At 58.0% G+C, this 24,439-nt stretch carries 17 protein-coding genes and 2 pseudogenes; 6 read left to right on the forward strand and 13 right to left on the reverse strand.

Features of this window, described 5'->3' with window-relative positions; genetic code table 11:
- Positions 1-26: 26 nt before the first annotated feature.
- The 8 genes from fabI to gloB form a co-directional block, all read right to left on the reverse strand.
- Positions 27-821: an enoyl-ACP reductase FabI gene (gene fabI, locus ALO64_RS23295; RefSeq protein WP_004660733.1), complete on the reverse strand. Its 795-nt coding sequence runs from the start codon at positions 819-821 to the stop codon at positions 27-29.
- 18 nt (positions 822-839) lie between these two features.
- Positions 840-2,450, reverse strand: a complete 1,611-nt coding sequence (locus ALO64_RS23300) for an ABC transporter ATP-binding protein (protein WP_044344219.1) — start codon at positions 2,448-2,450, stop codon at positions 840-842.
- A 1-nt stretch (position 2,451) separates the two neighbouring features.
- A complete protein-coding gene (locus ALO64_RS23305) occupies positions 2,452-3,471 on the reverse strand; it encodes an ABC transporter permease (RefSeq protein WP_002552741.1) in 1,020 nt (339 codons plus the stop codon).
- Position 3,472: 1 nt separating this feature from the next.
- A complete protein-coding gene (locus tag ALO64_RS23310) occupies positions 3,473-4,546 on the reverse strand; it encodes a microcin C ABC transporter permease YejB (protein ID WP_044344220.1) in 1,074 nt (357 codons plus the stop codon).
- A gap of 1 nt (position 4,547) precedes the next feature.
- Positions 4,548-6,404: an extracellular solute-binding protein gene (locus ALO64_RS23315; RefSeq protein WP_044322785.1), complete on the reverse strand. Its 1,857-nt coding sequence runs from the start codon at positions 6,402-6,404 to the stop codon at positions 4,548-4,550.
- Positions 6,401-8,230 (reverse strand): extracellular solute-binding protein, encoded by a 1,830-nt coding sequence (locus ALO64_RS23320; RefSeq protein WP_044344225.1) that lies wholly within the window; start codon positions 8,228-8,230, stop codon positions 6,401-6,403. The genes ALO64_RS23315 and ALO64_RS23320 overlap by 4 nt, the downstream gene beginning before the upstream one ends.
- Before the next feature lie 137 nt (positions 8,231-8,367).
- Positions 8,368-9,954, reverse strand: a complete 1,587-nt coding sequence (locus tag ALO64_RS23325; protein ID WP_044344221.1) for a lytic transglycosylase domain-containing protein — start codon at positions 9,952-9,954, stop codon at positions 8,368-8,370.
- 99 nt (positions 9,955-10,053) lie between these two features.
- Positions 10,054-10,833 carry a hydroxyacylglutathione hydrolase gene (gloB, locus tag ALO64_RS23330; RefSeq protein ID WP_044344222.1) on the reverse strand — a complete coding sequence of 260 codons (780 nt, stop codon included), beginning with the start codon at positions 10,831-10,833 and terminating at the stop codon, positions 10,054-10,056.
- Between the two features lie 81 nt (positions 10,834-10,914).
- Here gloB and ALO64_RS23335 point away from each other — a divergent pair, with 81 nt between their 5' ends.
- Both ALO64_RS23335 and rnhA read left to right on the forward strand, forming a co-directional pair.
- Positions 10,915-11,676 (forward strand): methyltransferase domain-containing protein, encoded by a 762-nt coding sequence (locus tag ALO64_RS23335; RefSeq protein WP_005733148.1) that lies wholly within the window; start codon positions 10,915-10,917, stop codon positions 11,674-11,676.
- Positions 11,677-11,722: 46 nt separating this feature from the next.
- Entirely contained in the window at positions 11,723-12,172 is a 450-nt protein-coding gene (gene rnhA, locus ALO64_RS23340) for a ribonuclease HI (protein WP_002552748.1), read from the forward strand.
- A gap of 21 nt (positions 12,173-12,193) precedes the next feature.
- On the opposite strand, the gene ALO64_RS23345 is transcribed toward rnhA, so the two are convergent.
- Positions 12,194-13,099, reverse strand: coding sequence for a VOC family protein (locus ALO64_RS23345; protein ID WP_044344223.1), 906 nt, complete (start codon positions 13,097-13,099; stop codon positions 12,194-12,196).
- 15 nt (positions 13,100-13,114) lie between these two features.
- Positions 13,115-13,884, reverse strand: a pseudogene (gene epsC, locus ALO64_RS26685) (serine O-acetyltransferase EpsC).
- Positions 13,885-14,144: 260 nt separating this feature from the next.
- Here epsC and dnaQ point away from each other — a divergent pair.
- Complete coding sequence (gene dnaQ / locus ALO64_RS23355) at positions 14,145-14,924, forward strand: DNA polymerase III subunit epsilon (RefSeq protein WP_002552751.1); 780 nt, start codon at positions 14,145-14,147, stop codon at positions 14,922-14,924.
- A gap of 21 nt (positions 14,925-14,945) precedes the next feature.
- Positions 14,946-15,500: a GNAT family N-acetyltransferase gene (locus ALO64_RS23360; protein WP_002552752.1), complete on the forward strand. Its 555-nt coding sequence runs from the start codon at positions 14,946-14,948 to the stop codon at positions 15,498-15,500.
- A 46-nt stretch (positions 15,501-15,546) separates the two neighbouring features.
- Here the strand turns inward: ALO64_RS23360 and ALO64_RS23365 are convergent, their stop codons facing one another.
- Positions 15,547-15,762, reverse strand: coding sequence for a hypothetical protein (locus ALO64_RS23365; protein ID WP_002552753.1), 216 nt, complete (start codon positions 15,760-15,762; stop codon positions 15,547-15,549).
- Positions 15,763-15,973: 211 nt separating this feature from the next.
- Here ALO64_RS23365 and ALO64_RS23370 point away from each other — a divergent pair, with 211 nt between their 5' ends.
- Together ALO64_RS23370 and ALO64_RS23375 are read left to right on the forward strand one after the other, a co-directional pair.
- Positions 15,974-16,543 (forward strand): NADPH-dependent FMN reductase, encoded by a 570-nt coding sequence (locus tag ALO64_RS23370; protein ID WP_002552754.1) that lies wholly within the window; start codon positions 15,974-15,976, stop codon positions 16,541-16,543.
- Positions 16,544-16,680: 137 nt separating this feature from the next.
- Positions 16,681-21,917: pseudogene (locus ALO64_RS23375) on the forward strand (dermonecrotic toxin domain-containing protein).
- A gap of 43 nt (positions 21,918-21,960) precedes the next feature.
- Here ALO64_RS23375 and ALO64_RS23380 read toward each other — a convergent pair.
- On the reverse strand, positions 21,961-23,112 hold the full coding sequence (locus ALO64_RS23380; RefSeq protein WP_005733141.1) for an acyl-CoA dehydrogenase family protein: 1,152 nt from the start codon (positions 23,110-23,112) through the stop codon (positions 21,961-21,963).
- 3 nt (positions 23,113-23,115) lie between these two features.
- Complete coding sequence (locus ALO64_RS23385) at positions 23,116-24,213, reverse strand: enoyl-CoA hydratase/isomerase family protein (RefSeq protein WP_044344518.1); 1,098 nt, start codon at positions 24,211-24,213, stop codon at positions 23,116-23,118.
- Between the last annotated feature and the right edge of the window lie 226 nt (positions 24,214-24,439).

Here is a 24,439-nt window from a genome sequence, read left to right on the forward strand (position 1 = left end):
GCTCGCGAGGAGCGGCGCTTGCCGTCTTACTCTTCCATGCTGCCCATCGCGGTGGTGTTGAAACCGCCGTCGACGTACATGATCTCACCACTGATGCCCGACGCCAGGTCAGAGCACAGGAACGCGCCGGCATTGCCGACTTCGTCGATGGTCACGTTGCGGCGCAGAGGGGTCTGCGCTTCGTTGGCAGCCAGCATTTTGCGGAAGTTCTTGATACCCGAAGCAGCCAGTGTACGGATCGGGCCGGCGGATACGGCATTGACGCGAGTACCTTCCGGGCCGAGGCTGCCGGCCAGGTAACGAACGCCTGCTTCCAGGCTGGCCTTGGCCATGCCCATGACGTTGTAGTTGGGCATGGTGCGCTCTGCGCCCAGGTACGACAGGGTCAGCAGGCTGCCATTGCGGCCTTTCATCATTTCGCGACCAGCCTTGGCCAGGGCCACGAAGCTGTAGGCGCTGATGTCGTGAGCGATGCGGAAACCTTCGCGAGTGGTGGCGTCGGTGAAGTCGCCGTCGAGCTGGTCACCCGGAGCAAAGCCGACCGAGTGAACGATCACGTCCAGGCCGTCCCACTTCTTGCTCAGCTCTTCAAAGACCTTGGTGATCTCTTCGTCGCTGGCCACATCGCAAGGGAAGCACAGCTCAGGACCTGAGCCCCAGCCTGCGGCGAACTCTTCGACACGGCCCTTGAGCTTGTCGTTCTGGTAGGTGAAAGCAAGCTCTGCACCTTCACGATGCATGGCGGCAGCAATGCCGGATGCGATGGACAGTTTACTGGCGACACCGACGATCAGGACGCGCTTACCGGCGAGAAAACCCATGTGTTGTTCCTCTTCAGGTTAATCGACAGCTACCGGTGCCAAAAAGGCGGCTTCCAGCAGCTGCTGTGTATAAGGATGTTGCGGTGCGGCGAAGATGTCCTGCGCTGCACCCTGTTCGACCACTTGGCCTTGCTTGACCACCATCAACTGGTGGCTCAGCGCTTTGACGACAGCCAGGTCATGGCTGATGAACAAATACGTCAGATTGTACTTGGCTTGCAGCGAGCGAAGCAGCTCGACGACCTGACGCTGTACGGTCCGGTCGAGGGCTGATGTCGGCTCGTCCAGCAAGATAAGCGCCGGTTTCAATACCAGCGCACGTGCAATGGCGATCCTCTGCCGTTGGCCACCGGAGAACTCGTGAGGGTAGCGGTGCCGGGTATCCGGATCCAGGCCAACCTCCCTGAGTGCTTCGATGATCGCCGTCTGTTGCTCGGCGGGCGTGCCCATACCGTGGATTCGCAAGCCTTCGCCAACGATTTCACCCACTGACATACGCGGGCTCAAACTGCCAAACGGGTCCTGGAACACCACCTGCATCTGCCTGCGCAGCGGACGGATCTGCTGTTGCGACAGAGATTCTAGCGCGTTGCCCTTGAAACGTATGGTGCCCTGGCTGCCGATCAGTCGAAGAATCGCCAGCCCCAGCGTCGATTTGCCCGACCCGCTTTCACCCACGATGCCCAGTGTTTGCCCTTGCGGCAGGCTGAAGCGTATGCCGTCCACCGCTTTGACGTGGTCGACCGTGCGCTTGAGCAGGCCCTTCTTGATCGGGAACCAGACTTTCAGGTCCTCGACTTCAAGCAGCGGGGCGCCGGCCGGGTTGGTCGAAGGACCGCCGCTGGGCTCTGCGCTGAGCAACACTTTGGTGTAAGGATGTTGCGGCGAACGGAACAATTCTTCGCACGATGCCTGTTCGACGATGCAACCGCGCTGCATGACACATACTCGGTTGGCTATTTGCCTTACCACGTTCAAATCGTGGCTGATAAGTAACAACGCCATGCCCAGACGAGCCTGCAATTGCTTGAGCAACTCAAGAATTTTCAGCTGTACCGTGACGTCCAGTGCAGTAGTCGGTTCGTCGGCAATCAGCAGCTCCGGCTCGTTGGCCAGTGCCATCGCTATCATTACACGCTGGCGTTGGCCGCCTGAAAGCTCGTGTGGCAAGGCTTTGAGCCGTTTGTGTGGCTCGGGGATGCCTACCAGCTCAAGAAGCTCCAGCGTGCGTTTGGTGGCGTCCTTGCCGGTCAGGCCCTTGTGCAGGCCCAGCACCTCGTTGATTTGTTTTTCGACCGAGTGCAGCGGGTTCAGCGAAGTCATCGGTTCCTGGAAGATCATGGCGATACGGTTGCCACGGATCGAGCGCAGCTTTTTCTCTTCCACTTTCAGCAGGTCTTCACCGCCGTAGCGGATAGTGCCGCTCGGATGACTGGCAATGGGGTAGGGCAGCAGGCGCAGGATCGAATGCGCTGTAACCGATTTGCCCGAGCCGCTTTCGCCGACCAGTGCGAGGGTTTCACCCCGACGGATGTCAAAGCTGATGTTCTCGACCACCCGTTGCCGTGAGTCGCCCGTCACGAACTCGACCGCCAGATCGCGGATTTCGATCAGATTGTCATTGCTCATCTTATTTCCTTGGGTCGAAAGCATCGCGGGCAGATTCGCCGATGAACACCAGCAGGCTCAGCATAATGGCCAGCACAGCGAACGCGCTGATGCCCAGCCAGGGTGCCTGCAGGTTGGATTTGCCCTGCGCCACCAGTTCGCCCAGCGAAGGCGATCCGGCGGGCAGGCCGAAGCCCAGGAAGTCCAGTGCAGTCAAGGTGCCGATGGCCCCGGTGAGGATGAACGGCATGAAGGTCATGGTCGAGACCATGGCGTTGGGCAGGATATGGCGGAACATGATCGCGCCGTTCTCCATGCCCAGCGCTCGCGCGGCTCTTACATATTCCAGATTCCGGCCACGCAGGAACTCGGCACGCACCACGTCCACCAGGTTCATCCAGGAGAACAGCAGCATGATGCCCAGCAGCCACCAGAAGTTGGGTTGCACGAAGCTGGCGAGAATGATCAACAGATACAGCACGGGCAGGCCCGACCACACCTCCAGAAAACGCTGGCCCAGCAGGTCGACCCAGCCGCCATAGAAACCCTGCAGGGCACCGGCGATGACGCCGATGATCGAGCTGAGGATGGTCAGGGTCAGGGCGAACAGCACGGAAATCCTGAAGCCGTAGATCACTCGTGCCAGCACATCACGGCCCTGATCGTCGGTGCCCAGCAGGTTTTCCCGGGACGGTGGCGCAGGGGCGGGGACTTTCAGGTCGTAGTTGATGCTCTGGTAACTGAACGGGATGGGCGCCCACAGGGTCCAGCCATCCTTCGCCGCGAGCAATTCCTTGATGTACGGGCTCTTGTAATTGGCTTCCAGCGGGAATTCGCCGCCGAAGGTGGTCTCCGGGTAACGCTCCAGCACCGGGAAGTACCAGTGACCGTCGTAGCGCACGGCGAGCGGTTTATCGTTGGCGATCAGTTCGGCGCCCAGGCTCAGGCCGAACAGGATGAGGAACAGCCACAGTGACCACCAGCCGCGTCGGTTGGCTTTGAAGCGTTCGAAGCGACGGCGATTGAGAGGAGACAGCTTCATATCAATGCTTCCTGCTTTCGAAGTCGATGCGCGGGTCTACCAGGGTGTAGGTGATGTCGCCGATCAGCTTCACCACCAACCCCAGCAGGGTGAAGATGAACAGGGTGCCGAACACCACCGGGTAGTCGCGGTTGATAGCGGCTTCAAAGCTCATCAGGCCCAGGCCGTCCAGCGAAAAGATCACTTCCACCAGCAGCGAGCCGGTGAAGAAGATACCGATGAACGCCGACGGGAACCCGGCGATCACTAGCAGCATCGCGTTGCGAAACACATGGCCGTAGAGCACCTTGTGGTTGCTCAGGCCCTTGGCTTTGGCGGTGGTGACATATTGCTTGCTGATTTCGTCGAGAAAGCTGTTCTTGGTCAGCAGGGTCATGGTGGCGAAGTTGCCGATCACCAGCGCGGTGACCGGCAGCACCAGATGCCAGAAGTAGTCGAAGATCTTGCCCAGGGTGCTCAGTTCGTCATAGTTGTTCGAAGTCAGCCCGCGCAGCGGGAACCAGTTGAAGTAGCTGCCACCGGCAAACACCACGATCAGCAGAATCGCGAACAGAAACGCCGGGATGGCGTAGCCGACGATGATCGCCGAGCTGGTCCACACGTCGAACTGGCTGCCGTGGCGAGTGGCTTTGGCGATCCCAAGCGGGATCGACACCAGGTACATGATCAGCGTGCTCCATAACCCCAGAGAGATGGAGACCGGCATCTTCTCGACGATCAGGTCGATCACCTTGGCATCGTGAAAGAAGCTGTCGCCGAAATCCAGCGTGGCGTAGTTCTTGATCATGATCCACAGGCGTTCCGGTGCCGATTTATCGAAACCGTACATGCGTTCGATTTCTTTGATCAGTGCCGGGTCCAGGCCCTGCGCGCCACGGTAGTTGGAGCCCGCCACCGATACCTCGGCACCGCCACCCGCAATTCGGCTGGTAGCGCCATCAAAGCCTTCGATCTTGGCGATCATCTGCTCGACCGGTCCACCGGGTGCGGCCTGAATGATGACGAAGTTGATGATCAGAATGCCGAGCAGGGTAGGGATGATCAGCAGTAGCCGTCGCAGAATATAAGCCAGCATGTTATTGCTCCGCGTTCGCAGGCTTGGCCTGATCAGTGGCTGACGGGGTCGCGGTGGCGGGTTTGACATTCGGCTTCGCCCACCAGGTCATCAGGCCGATATCGGAAAGCGCCTTGGCCTTGGGATGGTCGATGTGATTCCAGTAAGCCACCCGCCAGGTTTTGATGTGCCAGTTGGGTACAACGTAAAAACCCCACAGTAATACGCGGTCCAGCGCTTTGGTATGGGTGATCAGGCTTTCCCGGGAGTCGGCGTTGATCAGCCCGTTGACCAGCGTGTCTACCGCCGGGTCCTTGAGGCCCATGAAGTTGCGGCTGCCCGGGTTGTCGGCGCTGGATGAGTCGAAATACACGCGCTGCTCGTTACCGGGTGAGCTGGACTGCGGATAGCCAGTGACGATCATGTCGTAGTCCCGCGAGCGCAGGCGGTTGATGTATTGCGACACGTCGGCGCGGCGAATCACCAGCTCGATGCCCAGATCACTCAGGTTACGTTTGTAAGGCAACAGAATGCGCTCGAATTCGGTCTGGGCGATCAGAAACTCCAGCTTCACCGGGTTGCCCTGGGCATCGACCATCTTGTCGTCGACGATCTTCCAGCCCGCTTCCTGCAACAGCTGGAAGGCCCGGCGTTGCTGTGGACGAATCATGCCACTGCCATCGGTTACCGGCAGGGTGAAGGGTTCGGTGAACACTCGATCCGGAATCTTGCCGCGCAACGGTTCAAGAATTTTCAGTTCTTCGGCAGACGGCAGACCGCTGGCGGCCATTTCCGAGTTGTCGAAATAGCTTTTGGTGCGGCTGTACGAGCCGTTGAACAGCTGTTTGTTGGTCCACTCGAAGTCCAGCAGCAGAGTCAGCGCCTCACGTACCCTGACGTCTTGAAACACCGGCTTGCGCAGGTTGAAGACAAAACCCTGCATGCCCGTCGGATTGCCATTGGGCAGCTCTTCCTTGATCAGCCTGCCATCCCGGACTGCTGGCGTGTCATATGCAGTTGCCCAGTTCTTGGCGCTGGTTTCCACCCAATAATCGAACTGCCCGGCTTTGCCCGCTTCCAGCGCGACGGTGTTGTCGCGATAGTAGTCGGTGGTCAGCACATCGAAGTTGTAGAAGCCCTTATTGATCGGCAGGTCCTTGGCCCAGTAATCCTTGACCCGTTCATAACGCACCGAGCGCCCGGCTTTTACATCGGCGACCTTGTACGGCCCGCTGCCCAGCGGGAAGTCCAGGTTGCCCTTGCTGAAGTCGCGATCTGCCCAGAAATGTTTGGGCAGCACGGGTAACTGGCCAAGAATCAGCGGCATCTCCCGATTGCCCTTGTGCTTGAATTTGAACAGCACGCGCAGCGGGTCTTCGACGACCACCTGATCGACGTCGGCGTAGTAACCCTTGTACATGGGCGACCCGTGCTCCATCAGTGTCTTGAAGCTGAACTCCACGTCTTCGGCACGCATCGGGTGGCCGTCATGAAAGCGCGCTTCCGGGCGCAGGTAGAAGCGTACCCAGCTGTTGTCCGGGGCTTTCTCGATTTTACCGGCAACCAGCCCGTACTCACTGAACGGTTCATCCAGGCTTGCACGGGCCAGGGTGTCGTAGATCAGGCCGATGTCATCTGCCGGCACGCCCTTGTTGATGAACGGGTTGAGGCTGTCGAAACCGCCGAAGCCTGCCTGACGGAACGTGCCACCCTTGGGCGCATCCGGGTTTACGTAGTCGAAGTGCTTGAAGTCGGCCGGGTACTTGGGCAGCTCGTCGTACAGCGTTACGCCATGCTGAGGCGCAGCCTGTACCGTGCAGGCGAGGCTGGCCAACAGCAGACCGGCCGCTTGCGCGCGCAGGGAATGCAATGGGTTCATCGGGGCTTCTCCAGAGTCTTGAGCCACCACGCACGCAGCCCCAGGGTGTAGGGCGGGGTGGTGACCATGGCGAATCGGTTGCGATAGGCAAGCCGATGATTGTTCAGATACCAGTTGGGAATGCTGTAGTGCTGAGCCAGCAGCACGCGGTCCAGCGCTCGCGCAGCCGCGACCTGTTCATCGCGGGTTTGCGCGCCGAGCAGTTTGTTCAGCAGGGCGTCGACCACCGGGTTGGCAATGCCGGCGTAGTTCTTGCTGCCGTTGATCGCGGCCTGGCTTGAATGAAAATATTGCCACTGCTCAAGACCGGGGCTCAGCGTCTGTTGCAGGGGCATGAGAATCATGTCGAAGTCGAAACGGTCCAGGCGTTGTTTGTACTGGGCGCGATCGACGGTGCGCAGCCCTGCATCAATACCCAGGCGTCGCAGGTCTTCGATGTAGGGCTGCAGGATGCGTTCGAGGTTGGGGTTGACCAGCAGGATCTCGAAGCGCAGCGGTTGCTTGTCGGCGTTGAGCAAGCCCTTGTCCGACAGCGTCCAGCCAGCATCGGCAAGCAGTTTCAAGGCCTTGCGCAGAGTGTCGCGCGGGATGCCGCCGCCATCGGTTTTCGATGGGGCAAATGGCTGGGTAAACAGACTGGCGGGCAACTGATCGCGATAAGGCGCCAGCAATAACCATTCAGCCCCGCTTGGCAGGCCCGTCGCGGAAAACTCGCTGTTGGGGTAATAGCTGGTCGAACGCTCATAAGCGTCGCTGAACAGTGTGCGGTTGGTCCATTCGAAATTGAACAACAGCCCCAGTGCTTCGCGTACGCGGATATCGGCGAAGGCCGCGCGCCGGGTGTTCATGAACAGGCCTTGGGTCTGGGTCGGTATGCGGTGCGGAATCTGCGCCTTGATTACCTGACCGTTTGCGACTGCCGGGAAGTTATAGCCATTCGCCCAGTTCTTGGCCTGATGCTCGATGTAGATATCGAATTCGCCCGCCTTGAATGCTTCGAACGCCACATCGCTGTCGCGGTAGAACTCGACTTCCACCCGGTCGAAATTGTATTTGCCGCGGTTGACCGGCAGGTCCTTGCCCCAGTAATCCTTGACCCGCTCGAACACCAGCTGACGTCCGGGCTGCACGCGGGTGATGCGGTAGGGGCCACTGCCCAGCGGCGGTTCGAAGGTAGTCGCCTTGAAGTCTCTGTTCTTCCAGTAATGCTGGGGCAGCACTGGCAGTTCCCCAAGACGCAGAATCAGCAACGGATTGCCAGAGCGCTTGAAGACAAACCGGATGCGATGACGATTGAGGATGTCGACGCGCTGCACTTCCTGCAAGGCGGTGCGGTATTGAGGATGACCGTCCTTGAGCAGCGTTCGGTAGGAAAACGCCACGTCGTAGGCGGTGATGGGCTTGCCATCGTGAAAGCGCGCCTGCGGGCGCAGGTTGAACACCACCCAGCTGCGGTCCTCGCTGTATTCAACGGACTGGGCGATCAGCCCGTAACTGGAGGTCGGTTCATCGCCGGACGGGTCGTACTGCCCTGTGCCCACCATCAACGGCTCGTTCAGTTCATTGACGCCATATTGCAGGAAGTTTCCGGTCGAGACCGGGCTGCTGCCCTTGAATGTGTAAGGATTGAGCGTGTCGAACGTACCAAACGCCATCATTCTCAAGGTGCCACCTTTCGGCGCCTCGGGATTGACCCAGTCGAAATGAGTAAAGCTGGCCGGGTACTTGAGAACACCAAACTGCGCATAGCCATGACTTTCTGTGATGGCTGCGTTGGCGCAGAAGCTCAAGGCCAGGCTGATGGTTAGCAGGAAGGGACGTATCACGATCCGGGCGACTTGGGCTTTCGGGTCGCTAACAGTAACAGCTTGTTCCAGCTGGAAAAAGACTGCAGGTGACTGCGCCGCCGGGGCTGCATCGGCCACCCGCCCCAAGGTTATCGAAGGGCAAGTGGCCGCGATCATCAGTGCGGCAGGTAAACGGTCAGGGTCTGACCGGGTTTGAGGGCCTGCCCGCTACGTGGATTCCAGCGCTTGAGATGTTGCATCTCGACGTTAAAGCGCTTGGCGACCAGGTACATCGAGTCGCCTTTCTGGATCTTGTACTGCATGGATTTCTTTTCGCCGTCTTTGGCGCTGGCGACCGTTTTACTGCTGGATTTGCTGGTGTCCTGCATGACCAGCGTCTGGCCGACCTTGAGCTTCTTGCCGGTCAGCTTGTTCCAGCGTTGCAGGTCTTCGACATCCACCTTGTTGGCTTGCGCGATGGTGGTCAGGTTGTCACCGCTGCGCACCTTGTAACTTCGGGTACGTGACGGCTTGTCGTTGCTGGCCAACGCTTCGAACACGGGCTGTGAATTCTGCATGCTCGGCTTGACCGGTATGCTTAGTGATTGACCGACCTTCAGGCGGTTGCCGGACAGCTTGTTATTGCCCTTGAGCGAGCTGACCGTGACCTGATAGCGACTCGCCAGGCTTTCCAGAGTATCGCCCTTGCGTACGCGGTAAGGCTGCCAGGCGACCAGCTCTTCCTGTTTCATGGTCAGCAGGCTGGCAGTCAGCAGTTGCGCCTTGGACGTTGGCACCAGCAGATGCTGAGGCCCATCGACCGTCAGGCGCTTCTTGTAGGCAGGGTTGAGCTGGATAAGCTCATCTTCGTCAATATCGGCAGCGCTGGCCAATTTGGACAGATCGACGCGCTTGTTGAGTTCGACGACTTCGAAATAGGGCTGGTTGGCGATCGGATTGAGGTTGACGCCATAGGCTTCCGGCGACAGTACCACCTGGGACAAGGCCAGCAGCTTGGGCACATAGTCCCGTGTTTCCTGCGGAAGTGGCAGGTTCCAGTAGTCGGTCGGCAGGTTGAGCTTGTCATTGCGCTCGATGGCACGGCTCACTGTGCCTTCGCCCGCGTTGTAGGCCGCGAGGGCCTGCAACCAGTCACCGTTGAACATGTCATGCAGACGGGTCAGGTAATCCAGTGCGGCAACGGTCGAGGCCTGGATGTCGCGACGTCCGTCATAAAAGCTGGTCTGGCGCAGGTTGAAGTAACGCCCGGTCGAGGGGATGAACTGCCATAGACCTACAGCCTGGCTGCGTGAAACGGCCATCGGGTTGTAGGCGCTTTCGATGACCGGCAGCAGAGCCAGCTCCAGCGGCATGTTGCGTTCCTCAAGGCGCTCGACGATGTAATGCATATACAGGCTGCCACGCTCGCCAGCGTTTTCCAGAAAGGAAGGGTTGTTGGCGAACCACAGGCGCTGCTGGTCGATACGGGGGTTTTGATCGTTGCCTTGTTGCAGTTGAAAGCCCTGACGCATGCGCTCCCACACATCTTGTGGCGGGGCGAGGGGAGTGACGGGCCTGTGAGACAGGAAAATCGGTTTTTGCTTGATGCCGGCGGCCAGATTAGGCGTGCGATGGCTGCTGACCGGGTCGACGCTGGCAGTGCTCTGGCAACCGGCCAGAAGCGCACTCGCGGTGACAGCCATGGCCTGAGCCAACCGAGTCAATGCGTCCGAATGTGAAGGCTTGCTGATAGATGACGACATTGTTCGGGGGGTACATCCAGACGAAAATGTCGGGCGATTCTAGGAAGCAGCCTGCCGTCGGTCAACCTTTCAGAATTTTATTGCGGTTTTATGGTCGGGTCAGAACTTATTTTTCCATGCCCTCAAGCTGGCAAAGACCGCACTCTGCGAGGTGTTTTGCCCGCCGCTCCGTTCGTCCGCTTTTTCTTTAACAGATGTTTCCCGGGTTCGCAGGAACGGGTTGGTGCGTTTTTCCAGAGCCAGGTTCGAAGGAAGGCTGATGCGATTTTCACTACGCCAGCGGGTGACTTCGGCGAGGCGTTGGGCAATATCCTGATTATCGGGCTGGACGGCCTGGGCGAAGCGCAGATTACTCAGCGTGTATTCGTGGGCGCAATAAATCAGCGTGCTGTCCGGCAGTTTGGCCAGACGCTCGAGGGAGTCATGCATCTGCTCTGGCGTACCCTCGAACAGACGTCCACAGCCTGCTGCGAACAGCGTGTCGCCGCTGAACAGCAAGGGCGTTGTAGCGTCTTCATGGTAGAAGGCGATATGACCGAGCGTGTGGCCGGGAACTGCATGCACCACAAACTCGAGGCCGAGCACTGTCAGTCGGTCATGGTCGACCAGTGCGATATCGCGTGCCGGAATAGTCTCTGCCGCAGGTCCGAGTACGCGTGCCCGGGTCGCCTGCTTGAGTTCCGCCACGCCGCCGACATGATCATTGTGGTGGTGGGTGATGAGAATATCGGTCAACCGGTAGTCCGGATGCTCCGCCAGCCAGCCCAGCACCGGTTTCGCGTCGCCAGGATCGACCACAGCGCATTGCTGGCTCGAAAGGTCTTGTAACAACCATATGTAGTTGTCATTGAAAGCAGGAAGGGCGTGGATCTGTATCATGGCGCAGTTCGCATAGCGGCGGACAATGGTGCATCTTAGAGTCTGTTGCCGCTGTACGCGAGCACCTCTGGAGGAGAACTCATGACCGATGAAGCGTTCGCTCAGGCTGATCCTGAGTGGCTTGCATTGATCCGCGCTGCCCGTGAATGGCTTTCCGGGCCGCTGGGGCAGCTTCTGCTCGAAGAGGAACGGCGCATTCTCGACGAAGAGCTGGGGCGGTATTTCGGCGGCTATCTGGTGCATTACGGCCCGTCGGCGCAAGCGCCGCCGGTTGCCCCGCAGGTGCAACGCAATGTGCGGCTTGGAGCACCATTGCCGGGCGTCGAGATTGTCTGCGAAGAGCAGGCCTGGCCATTGAGCGAACACGCGGCGGATGTCGTGGTACTGCAACACGGCCTGGATTTCTGCCTGTCGCCCCACGGGCTACTTCGTGAAGCAGCCAGCAGTGTTCGGCCGGGCGGGCACTTACTGATTATCGGCATCAACCCCTGGAGCGCCTGGGGCATGCGTCACGTGTTCGCTCGGGATGCGCTGCGCAAGGCGCGCTGCATCTCATCCTCGCGGGTCGCCGACTGGCTGAACCTGCTGGGCTTCGCGCTGGAGAAACGGCGCTTCGGATGCTATCGTCCGCCCCTTGCTTCAGCGGCATGGCAGTCACGGCTTGCTGGGCTCGAAAGCCTCGGTGAAGGACGTCAGAGCCCCGGTGGCGGCTTCTACCTTCTGGTGGCGCGTAAACTGGTGGTAGGCCTGAGGCCTGTACGTCAGGTACGCCGCGACCCTATCGGCAAGCTGATTCCCATGCCGATGGCCAAGGTCAGTCGCAACACTCAGGATCATTCCTGAGCAATGCCCTGATGCACATGAAGCCCATCATTCTGGAAAGGTCGTAATGAGCGATAGCGTTGAACTCTTCACCGACGGTGCCTGCAAGGGCAATCCTGGCCCGGGCGGGTGGGGTGCCCTGCTGGTGTGCAAGGGTGTCGAAAAAGAGCTGTGGGGTGGCGAGGCCAACACCACCAACAACCGCATGGAGCTGACGGGTGCCATTCGCGGGCTCGAAGAGCTCAAGCGTCCCTGCGAAGTGACGCTGGTGACCGACTCTCAGTACGTGATGAAAGGCATTACCGAGTGGATGGTCAACTGGAAGAAACGCGGCTGGAAAACCGCGGCCAAGGAACCGGTCAAAAATGCCGATCTGTGGCAGCTGCTCGATGAACAGGTCAGCCGGCATAACGTGAAATGGCAGTGGGTACGAGGCCATATCGGCCATCCCGGCAACGAGCGTGCCGACCAGCTTGCCAACCGTGGTGTTGACGAAGTGCGTGGCATAAAAAGCTGATATTCGTCAGTCGACGTTCAGTCAGATACTCTGTACGAAATCGAGGATGACATTGCCTGCCGCGTGCGGCGCCACGAGGACGCGGTCCGGTATTTCATGACCCCGTATTTCATGATGAGCCACGTCATTACGCGCCAGTATTGCGCGCAGATCGTTGAGGCTCGTGGTGCGCAGCCGGATGGAAATCGCATGGGGGCGCTCCCTGGTAATTGCAGGTAGCTCGACGCCCGGAAATTCCAGGGCAGCTGTCGCGGCGTCGATGGCACGCAATACGCCGCATCGGGTATCAGCCTCCAGGGCGGCACCGTTGTATGTCACCGCATTGCCGTAGATAGCTCGCCAGCGGGGTTCAAGCCGTTCGGGGTCTGCCAGATAGGTGATCGCCAGAATCCCGTCTGCACCATTGGGGTGGTTCTGCCAGCCGCGCACCCAGATCAGCTCAGGACGATGCTGATGGCAGATAAAGTTGGAGGCGTCCGGGAGTTCCGGGTCGATGAAGAGCGCCAGCGAAACAACGGCTTCATCGTCGCGACCATCGGGAAGCGTCATTTTTCGGCGAAAATCAATACGGCCCTGGCTTTCAAGCCCTGCAGCTGCCATACGCGCGTGGTCATCGTCGGCATCTTTACTGTGCAGCGCCACCAGCGAAACGCCTTCTTCGCCGCGGTCGAGGAATTGACCCAACTGACGTCCGAAGCAGAAACCGTTTACCGAGTGGGTGCCGAATTTCGAAGCATCTTCGACGCTGATCAATTCGATAAAGTTACTGGGAAACATCATCAACGAGGTGACGGTTCCCCAAGGGTGGTAGCTGACCGGCGACGGCGCGAAGCCCATTCTGCGATACAGCTCCAGAGCCTCGGCATGACTACGCACGGTGACAAGAGGATGATCGATACCCTGCGCAAATTGAGCAACGGCTGTCATGGTAATAGCTCCTGATTAGCCTTTGGATTTTGTCGTAAAGGTCGCCAGAAAAGCAGGGGCATTACCCACCACCTTTGCCGGTGTGCCAGCGACGACCGTTTCAGCCGCCACTGCTTTGAGTACGACCGAGTTGGCCGCCACAATGGCATTTGCTCCTACTTCGATGTTTCCCAGAACGGTTGCTCCGGCGCAAAGCAAATAAGTGCGCCTCTGCGGATTTTCGGGTGTCGGTCGCCTGCTTCGTTGAGGGTGCTGCCCAGCGTGACACCGTGCCAGAGGCTCACTTGATCTTCGACTACAGCGGTTTCCCCGATAACAAGGCCGATGCCATGGTCGACAAACAAGGATTTGCCGAGCCGCGCCGCCGGGTGAATATCGATGCTCCAGGTGTTGGCCGCCCAGTTCTGTACTAGCACCGCGCTTTGCTCATCGCCCTCAGCCCACAGTGCATGGGCGATGCGGTATGCCTGAACGGCCTGTATGCCCCGGAAGGTCAGAAAGGCCGTGAGGTGATCCGGTCAGGCAGGATTGACTGTTTCCAGATGGTTGATATCGGCAGCTGCTGCCTGAGCGATGGACGGCCTGGCCTTTATGATCGCCTTGAACCAGTCTTCCAGCGCCACGTTACTCGCTTGGGCCTGCATCTGTCGGGCAAGGTTCGCAGCGAGCGCATCCTCGAAAGTCGAATAGACCAGCAGGTGGCTTGTCGCATAATCGCCGAGTACCGGGTTGCGCTCGGTCAGTTGCCGGGCTTGATCGCGAAGGCGCTGCCAAAGAGGGCTCATATCGATCTCCTGTTGCCGATGGGTCGAGTATGGACACGCGGCAGACGCGTCAGCAATCATCGCAAACTCGGAACTCTGTTGCCTTTATCGCAACTCATGATGCAACTCGGGAGGCGGGCGAGTTCCGGGTAAAATCGCCGAATCCGTTGTATCCCTGCAGCGCCTGCTGACGTTTATCCCTTTCTATTGCGGTTGGATCCGACAGGCTCGCAGCTTCCATGGCGTGTTAGAATCGCGGTCTGTAGATGAGGCGACAGTCAATGGCATTACAAAACCTGGATAACAGATCGATCGTTCTCGATACCGAAACCACCGGTATGCCGGTGACAGATGGTCACCGGATCATCGAGATCGGTTGTGTCGAGTTGATTGGCCGGCGCCTGACCGGTCGGCATTTTCACGTGTACCTGCAACCTGATCGCGAAAGTGACGAAGGCGCGATTGGTGTTCACGGTATCACCAACGAATTTCTGGTCGGCAAGCCCCGGTTTGCCGAAGTCGCCGATGAATTTTTCGAATTCATCAAAGGCGCGCAACTGATCATTCACAACGCGGCGTTCGATGTTGGCTTCATCAACAACGAATTTGCCTTGATGGGTTCGCAGGACAGGGCTGATATCACCCAGCACTGTTCGATCCTCGACACCCTGATGATGGCCCGCGAGCGCCATCCGGGGCAGCGCAACAGTCTGGATGCCCTGTGCAAGCGCTACGGCGTCGACAACTCGGGCCGCGAGCTGCACGGCGCACTGCTCGACTCTGAAATTCTGGCCGACGTCTACCTGGCGATGACCGGCGGGCAGACCAGCCTGTCGCTGGCTGGTAATGCCTCTGACGGCAACGGCTCCGGTGAAGGCTCTGGCAACCGAGGCAGCGAAATCCGCCGTTTGCCTGCCGATCGCAAACCTTGCCGCATCATTCGTGCTTCGGAAAGTGAACTGGCCGAGCATGAAGTCCGTATGAGCACCATTGCCAAGGCATCCGGTGCACCTGCTTTGTGGGTACAAATGCTGGAAGCCGCAGCGCAGACGTCCTCCTGACAGCAACCAGCGAGTGGTGACATGAACCTGGCAAACCCTGCCTTGAGCATTCGGATCGCAGACGAATGCTTTGAGGACTACATTCTCAATAGCGAATTCACGTTTACAGTGCTTGGCTATGCCCAACCGCGTATCGGCGAAAGCGTTGATTCATGGCAGGTTGAGCTGGTCGAGCCGTACAGCAAGAATTATGGTATCGATTCTCAGGAGTTTGCCGATCATCGCGATGCCGCCACGAGTTCGGTGATGGTGGCCTGGCTGGATGACCGCCCGGTTGGCCATATCGTGATGAGCACTCACTGGAGCGGGTTCGCCTACATCGATGAATTGGCGGTAGACGAGTCGGCGCGTCGTCATGGGGTCGCGCGCTCATTGCTCGATGTCGCTCAATTCTGGAGCCGCAAGCGCAATCTGCCCGGCATCGTTCTGGAAACCCAGAACAATAACCTGGGTGCCTGCAGGTTGTATGAGCGTTGTGGATACGTGGTAGGCGGGGTGGACCATATGCGCTATCGAGGCATAGATCCCAACACACGTGAAACGGCAATTTTCTGGTATCTGATCTTTTCTGACTAGCAACTTCCCGCTGGCAGCGGTAGCTCGAGCGGGAGTTCTGTTTGTATTACGGCGTTGTACGGGTGATTTTCACGCCCGATTGCACCAGTTGAAAGTCTTCACCGCCCAAATGCTTGACCCGGTCACCAATTGCCAGTCTGTAAGTGATTACCGGCTGCCCGCCCTGCACCTCACCCGGCTGCGATTCCTGGAATTCATGGACCGGGTAGACGCGACCTTCGGCGTCTCTGGCATGAAATTGTCCGACGAGAACTGAAGCCATTTGCTCTGTAACCTCTGAAACTGAATATAACTGCTGGTTTACGAATCCATCGAGGCTAGTAGACCACTGATCTATAGGTGAGTTTGCCGGCAGGAAAAAAATAATCCGGGCGGTTGTGGCGCGTCGGGGAATTGACCAGGGCAATGGTCGTCTAAAGGCGGCTGTTGTTGTATACCTGATATTCCCTATTAATCAGATGACGGATATTTTCATGAGCCAGGTTCATACCATTGCCGTATTGGTCGGCAGTCTGCGAAAAGACTCCATCAACCGAAAAATTGCGCTTGCCCTCGCGGAGCTGGCACCTGCCAGCCTTAAACTTAATATCGTCGAAATTGGCGATTTGCCTCTGTATAACGAAGACATTGATGGCGCTTCTCCGCCGCCAGCTTACAGTGCATTTCGCGACCAGTTGGGCGCTGCCGACGGCGTGCTTTTTGTAACACCGGAATACAACCGTTCGGTGCCGGGTGCCCTGAAAAATGCCATTGATGTGGGCTCGCGTCCTTACGGCAAAAGCGCTTTCAGCGGCAAACCCGGCGCGGTCATAAGCGCTTCTCCGGGTGCTGTCGGTGGCTTTGGTGCCAACCATCACCTGCGCCAGTCTCTGGTATTTCTGGACGTGCTGTGCCTTCAGCAGCCTGAGGCATACCTGGGTGGCGCTGGAAGCTTTTTCGATGAAGCGGGCGCACTGTCCGACAAGACACGGCCATTTCTGGAGACGTTCATCAACGCCTTCGCTGCATGGGTTGAAAAGAACGTCCAGCCTTCCGTTAATTGATGTGAGCGACGTGCGCCTGCGGACCCATTGCTTTATGTAACGCAGGCGCGTCGTGCTACCTCAATAAGCTGTTTCCTTTTCCTCTGCCACGTGCCCCGGCGCAGTGAGCGATGAGGGCTAGTCAAAGGAAACAGCACATGCCAACAGTACTTCCCTATTTTTTCAGCGACTCTCTGCGCAGCCGATTCACACAGGACATTCATGACGCAGTCGGCAGCTCACGCATCAGCAGTGAAGATGGCAAGTGGCTGCAATTATTGGTCGGAGTAAGTGTCGAGCCCAACAGCGATGCACCCCTTCCAAGAGCTGATCGGCTGATCATAGGCGACAATTCGCCCGCTAACGCCGAACTTGCGGGTGCCTTGTTAATCAGTGACCCCACGCCAGGTGTCGCGCCAGTCTTTTTGAGTACCCTGACCTTCGGGGTCGAGCGATTCGAGAGCCGCACTTCGCTGCTAAGTGCCTTGCAGCAGCGGTTTGGCGACGTCAGCGATATATCGACTATCGAGGCAGAGCGTGTCGAGGGCTCGCTCTTCGAAGCGCGTACGCTGGCGATCATGCGCCAGCAGGCCGGGCATCTGGAACGCCTGTTGGTCCAGTTGCAGGAGCTGCCGGACCTGCGAGCTGCGGCAGGCAAGGCCTTGCAGACGGCGTTAGTGCAGAGAGGCGTCGCAGACAGCGTCGACGTTTTCAGTCAGGTGGTGCAGATTCTGGGCACTGACCCCGGAGCCAATCCGGTGGTGTCATCGGTAGTGGATCGGTAGTGGGCACTCAGTATCTGGCTGATGCTGCTGTGCAGGCATTTTCCCTGAACGTTCTTCCGACGGGTCTGATACGGCAATTTCTGGATGCGCGGGGCCTTGTCTTGCCGCAAGCGCAGAGCGAGCTTTTCGAGCTGGCGCTGGCTGACGTGGTTTCGGGAGTCCGCGATGCATACGAGCAATTGCTGTCTGACTACTGGATGTCAAAACGACAGGACGGCCGTACAGCAAGAGACTTTATTGGTCATGCGCTCGCTGAGTGCTTTCTTCAGCATCTTCTATCGAGCCGGGCACATGGCACGATGACTGAAGCAGAGTATCGCTGTTTGCTCAGCCTGTTACCCTCGCAACCTGGCAATGCACAGTCGATACGCGTTCAACGGTTGTCAGTCACCGTTGCTGGACAGGAGCCTGTCAAGCTGGTGGGCGTGTTCCTGATTGATTTTCCCGCAGAACAGCCGTCGAGTGCGTTTCTCTACTTCTCGCTGTCGGGCTTCTTGCGCTTTGATGATCCGGCTCGTGCAATAGCGCACGTACTGAGCGACCCCTCACGTGCCGAGCTGCTGTTTTATTCATCCTTGAACGATCACCTTGCCATTAAAGAGAAGGGTAAGGTCGAGTCGTATCAGGATGCGTTAGCCAACGTGTTTTTCAGTGAATTCGCTGACTCTGTGATCGCTCTGCAAAAGCGCAATTTGCGTTATGTCCTGGGCCTGCCACCGATCCAATATGAAAAAAATCCGGTTCGGGTTGATGATGCACTGGATATTCGCGCACTACTGGATGGCCGGCTATCAAACCTCCACGACTCAGGGCGCTGGCGTCCGGAAGTGCTGCCCTTTGGCCAAACCTGGGGAGCCTCGATCCAGGCTAGCGTGGGGGAGCATCCGAAGCTTGTTTCCGAGCCTTCTTACAACTGGATTGGCAAACTGAAGAAGCTTGATGTGTTGCTTGAGCGCGTTGATGTTCTACATGCCGGTGTAGAGGGCTGCATGCGTCACGCGCTGAACCGTTACCTGGCTGTAATTGGAGGACCACCTCTGGATGCCCGGGCCCTTTGGATCTTGCCGGCTGCCATGGATGGGGTGCCTGTGCGGCTGCTTTCGTTGGCGCTTGACCGCGTTTGTGGCTACACGCAGGACCCCCTGTCAGACAGCGTGGTGGTGGCAGGGCTGATAACTCCGGTTCTGAATCGGCCGTTGCAACGCCTGCCGTTGGCATTGCTCGAACACATACTGGTCTGTGTACAGGAGGAGTTTCCTCGCCGCTTCGAAGAGCAAATCAGCCAATTCTATTCACGTACGGTTCGTCAGCTGGATAGCAGCGAGCGCCCCGGTGTGATATCCGGCCTGGTCCGCGAGTATGCACTGCGCCTGGAATTGCTTGTTGAAAAGCGTACAGGTTTGCTTCCCGAGTCGGTCATCGAGAGCGTTCAGCAATTACTGGACCGGCCACTGCCTGGTCTCAGGGAGGCTCTGGGTGAGTCACAGGTCGATGCGTTCACCGTTTCTGTTCAGTTCGATCCTGAATCACCTGCAATCCAGGTGCCCAACGCGTTCGTGATCAATAACAGGCTTGCTCACAGCTCGCCCGCTCTGTGGGTACTGAGCAAGGGACTTGTAAGTTTCGAAACCCTGCAGGCACTGAAAGACTACATTGCTGCGCGGTTGACAGGTTTCGAACTGGTTTCGCACTTGTCGGGGGTTCTTGCCGAGCCGGACAGGCAGAGGCTGCTTGATCATCGTACCCGGACTGGCACGCTGGATCTCAAGGTAAAACTGCAACGCATTGAAGAGCATTTCATCGAAACGTTACAACGTGGCGAGGTGGAACGTCAGCGAAGCACTGTGGCGTATCTTTATCAGCAGGCCGTGACCTGGCGGGTACCGTCAGAACTTTTCGTCAACCTGCTGAGTGCAGGAGAGCGCGATGACCGAAATCGCCAGGCTCTTGGCTATCTGGGCGTTGCCATCCAGTTCATCATCTACAAAGCCATCGTCCCTTCATGGGTCAGCGAAGCGTCGGGGACTGATCAGATTACGCTGGTGAATGCCCTGCAGCGGTTCTATGTGACCTGTATCGGCCAGAAAGATTTTTTGTTTGATATACCCAGTCTCTATGACTACTCCTGCGAGCGACTGAAAAGCAGGTTCAACACTGATTTCACCGAGCCTCGCCCTGACCCTGAAAGCGTCCGGGTGACAATGGCGCATTACATTCCTGTCCCGGTCGCACCGGGGCAGACACCCCAGTCGATACCGGCGGCCACACAATCAGTCAGCGAAACCCTTGTGGAATATGCCATCGACCGTTTCCTGTCCAGGCAGGACGGGGTCATCCTTCTCTCATCAGCGCACGATAAGCCACTGAACGCGTCGCTCACTCCGGCTTACGTTCGTGATCTGGTGAGGTCGCTGGACATCGCTGCGGGTTACCGGAGCATGCTCGACCCGATCCTTGCCGCGACTGCTCCTGATTACCTCAAGCGACGCAAACTGTTCGTCGATCAGATCCCTTCGCTGGATATACTGCGAGCGTTTGCGCTCAGGCTCAAGAATGAGTTGTCCGAGCAAGCTTATACGGTCATCGAAAACGTTCTTGATATGCCTGATGCCATTGCACGCCTTCCCGTCAACGGCTGCAAGATGGTATTCAGCCCCCTGCAGTTGCTCCCTGCCAAGGAAGGCTGGGAGCCGACCCTCGTACTCAATACGTATCTGATGGGGCCGCATGAAAGCCAATCGGGGCCGTGGGTGCTTTACGCGCCACTGCACGACGAATTTGTTTTCAAGGAGTACCCGGACCAGGCTGCGCTGTTGAGGGACATCCATACCTCTACCTATCTTCAAGCGTACATTCTGGATCGTGTTGATCCCCATTTGCGCAAAGTCTATGACAAAGGTGGCTTCGTGGAGCCGCATCTACCTTTCAGTGCAGAATCCTCTTTTGACGTGCCCTTTGATACTCCTGCACCGGTGACCGTGCAAATCGATCCCTATAACGGTAACTGTCTGCTGCTGATGTTCGAGGGCGCTCTGGATACCCTGAAGTTACAAGTGCAACAGCACAGCGTCACTAATGCCGAACAGCGCCGCGCTGCTTCCCGGTACCTGTTCACTTTGGGGGCCGAGCAAGTCATGGCACTGATGCCGGGGCGTCTGGGTGCATTGGTTGGTATCATCCAGGGGCAGGCGCTATTGAATCTGTCGGTCATCTCGGCCGGGGGGCAGCACTGGGGCAAGGCCCTGTCGGAGTTCATGGCTGCCTTGAGCGTAATGATCTCTTCCGGGCAGAATTCTTCGGCATTCACATCACGTACGGTTGACGAGACCAGCACGTTACCGGACGACGCTGCTCTGTCCGACACGCTTTTGCAACTGGAAGATGAGCCCAATGAGTCCGGGTTTTCCTGGAGCAATAGCTCACTGACGCAGCAGATAAGAGACCGCCTGCGCGAATTCGAAGCTCATGAGATCGCCTTGGACACGCTGCAAAGGGATGAGCTGTTAAGTGTCTACCGCGATCCGGCCACCGATAGAAAGTATGCAGCCATTGGTGGTAAGACCTATGAATTGCAGTCCGATGAGGACGGTTGGTTCATTATTGCGGGCAAGAAGATTGGCCCCTCGGTCAGTCTTGATGCCGATCAGCAATGGAAACTCGATATTCAGGGCGGACTAAAAGGTGGCGGTGGTGCACTTACCCGTATTGAAGGCAGCGTCATTGATGATCTGGTTGACGACCTGATAGTCATCAATGCTCGAGGTATGTCCGAGATTCGACATTCCTATCGAGAAATGGCCCAGGCCATCGAAGATGCATATGTTCAGGCTCAGCATTATCTGGAAAACTGCCTGGCCAACCTGACCAGGCGATTGCCGGACGGAAAGCCAGATCCACGGACGGAAAAGATACTGGCTGATTTTTTTGCTCAGAAGGTCCCGGATGAGCATTTATATAAAGTCACCAAAAAGGCCGTTACCAAGATTTACGAGGAGTTGATGAGCCCTTCGATGTCGCCTATCGACTCCAAGCGTTACGTGGTCGGCATTAACCGGGTGGGCAACGAGTCCGCCAGTGCGTTTATCTTCGAAGCTGACCCATTAAGGCGGGTTTTTCTGACTGAGCAGTTCTTTCGTTTGCCTACCTACCGTTTCAAGCTCAACGTCATTCGCTCGGGTGAATTCAAGCATGGTCCGCATTATCGCGCCACGATCCTGATTCATGAGTTATCTCACCTGGTGCTCAAGACTGACGACATTGCCTATCTCGAATCTCAGGCGCCATTTGTTGATTTACTGGATGATGCATCGGAGTATCGACTGCGCATCAGAAACGAGCTGACCTATCAACAGCAGAAGACCCTGTCCTACCACACTGACCGCGACAAACTGTTCAGGCAGCTGTATGAAGACGCGTGGCGCGACTTGAGGCGAACGGACGGTAATGGTAAGCAGACGATTCTGCGGATAGCGGGTAAGAAGACCCTAGATGAGGCTCGAGACGTGTTTTACGACGATGTTCGCAAGCGTATCGACATCACGCTTAAAAACGCCGACTCGGTCGCGTTGCTGGTGACACTGCTTGGGCGGGAGCGATTCATGACGCGCTGACAGCATGCCCCGGCGACAGGCATCGCCGGGGCAGTCGCGTTTATCAGACCAGGTAGTGACGCAGTTCGCGGGCAATCAGCAGACGCTGGATCTCACTGGAGCCTTCGTAGATCTGGGTGATGCGCGCGTCGCGGTAGTACCTTTCGACAGGGTAGTCTTCCAGGTAGCCGTAGCCGCCATGAATCTGGATTGCTTTGGAACACACCCACTCGGCCATTTCCGAAGCGAACAGCTTGGCTTGCGAGGCTTCGGTCAGGCAGGGCTGCCCGGCGCTGCGCAGGCGCGCGGCATGCAGAATCAACAGCCGCGAGGCATTGATGCGGGTGTGCATATCGGCCAACAGGTTGGCGATGCTCTGGTGCTCGATGATCGGCTTGTCGAACTGCACGCGTTCACGCGCATAGGCCAGCGCGGCCTCAAACGCGGCGCGGGCGATGCCCAGGGCCTGCGCCGCGATGCCGATACGGCCACCTTCCAGATTGGAGAGGGCAATGGACAGCCCCTTGCCGCGCTCGCCCAGCAGGTTGGCCGCCGGGATTCGGCAGTTGTTCAAGGTGACAGCGCAGGTGTCGGACGCCCTGATGCCCATCTTGTGTTCGCTGCGGTCGACCACGAACCCCGGGTTTTCGGTGGGTACCAGAAACGCTGACAGGCCCTTTTTACCAAGCTGCGGGTCGGTCACGGCAAACACAATGGCCAGTTGTGCGCGTTTGCCGTTGCTGACGAACTGTTTGGCACCATTGATGACCCACTCATCACCTTGCAACTCGGCACGAGTGCGCAGGTTATGTGCTTCGGAGCCCGCATGCGGTTCGGTCAGGCAAAAGCAGCCTATAGCCCGACCGGTGGCGAGCTTTTCCAGCCAAGTGTGTTTCTGCTCATCAGTCCCGTAATTGAGCACTGGCCCGCAGCCAACTGAGCTGTGTACGCTCATCAGCGTGCCGGTAGCTGCGTCGGCAGCGGAGATCTCTTCAACCGCCAGCGCATAGGCGACGTAGTCGATGTAAGTGCCGCCCCATTGCTCCGGCACCACCATGCCTAAAAGGCCCAGCTCGCCAAGTTTGGCGACCAGCGCATCATCGATCCAGCCAGCCTTTTCCCAAGCCTGGGCGTGCGGGGCGATTTCGTTGCGGGCAAAGTCGCGCGCCATGTCGCGAATCATTACCTGTTCTTCGGTCAATTCAAGGTCGTGCACGACTTAATTCTCCACACCGCTGAAGAAACCCTGCACATGCGCGCTGCTGACGTCCTGCGCGCTTGCGTGTTTCCATTGCGGCTTCTTGTCTTTATCGATTATCAGGGCGCGTATGCCCTCAATCAGGTCGCCGCGCTCGAACCATTGGCGGTCCAGGTGCAGTTCCATGGCAAAGCAGTCCTGTAGTGGCAAGTGACGGCCACGACGGAGCATTTCCAGGGTCACGGCCATCGCCAGCGGCGAGTGACGCTTCATGCGGTCGACGGTATCCAGCGCCCACTCACGGGTGTCGCCGATGACCACCTCTTGCAACTGCTCGAGTATGCTGGGGATATCCGGCAAGCCGAAAAAATGATCAATCGCCGGGCGCAGGGTTTCCAGAGGCGGGTAGGGCAGGCGCTGGGTCGCCAGCTTGGCGAGGGCACCCTGCAGGTCCTTGAGCGGCGTCGATTTCCATTTCAGGTGGTCGAGCATGTGGTCGAGGCGCGTCAGCATTTCGCTGTTCATCGACCAGTTGGCAAGCCCGCAGTACAAGGCATCGGCAGCGCCGATCTGGGACCCGGTCACGCCCAGCCAGGTGCCCAGCTCGCCTGGAAGACGCGACAGGAAATAACTGCCACCGACATCCGGAAAGTAGCCAATGGCGACTTCCGGCATGCCTAGCCGGCTGCGTTCGGTTACCACGCGCAGGTCAGCGCCCTGGACAAGGCCCATGCCGCCGCCCAGCACCAGACCGTCCATCAGGGCCAGTATCGGTTTGCGGTAACGGTGAATGGTCAGGTCCAGCTCATACTCTTCGGCAAAGAATGTGTAGTGCAGGTCCTGGCCGTTCTGATGGCTTTCGTACAGTGAACGGATATCGCCGCCAGCGCAGAATGCTTTGCTACCTGCGCCGCGCAGAACCACTGCATGAACAGACGGGTCGTCAGCCCAGAGGTCAAGCTGCTGGCGAAGTGTGCGGACCATATCCAGATCGATTGCGTTCAGGCCTTCCGGGCGATTGAGGGTCAGGTGACCCATGTGGTTACGCACCTCGACAACGATCGAATCCCGGCTGGAGGGTTGCCGAACCGGGCGGGCCGATGAAACCTGTGAACTCATTCTGAACTCCTTGTTCGGTTGCGCTTTCTTCTTTGTTCGAGTCTTGTTGGAGCGTCGCAGAAGATCCTAGCAGCGCAAATGTGCAAAGCAAAACTGCGTTTAAGCATAGCCTGAAGTTTTACAAAGCCACTATTTAGAGCGTTTGCGGCGAGACTGAGTTTAATGCGCCGGGCTGACCGGGGTGAATCATTGCCTGGCTGATGAGTATTATGACTGTCATTAGTGT

This window comes from Pseudomonas meliae (assembly GCF_001400515.1).
Lineage (GTDB): Bacteria > Pseudomonadota > Gammaproteobacteria > Pseudomonadales > Pseudomonadaceae > Aquipseudomonas > Aquipseudomonas amygdali.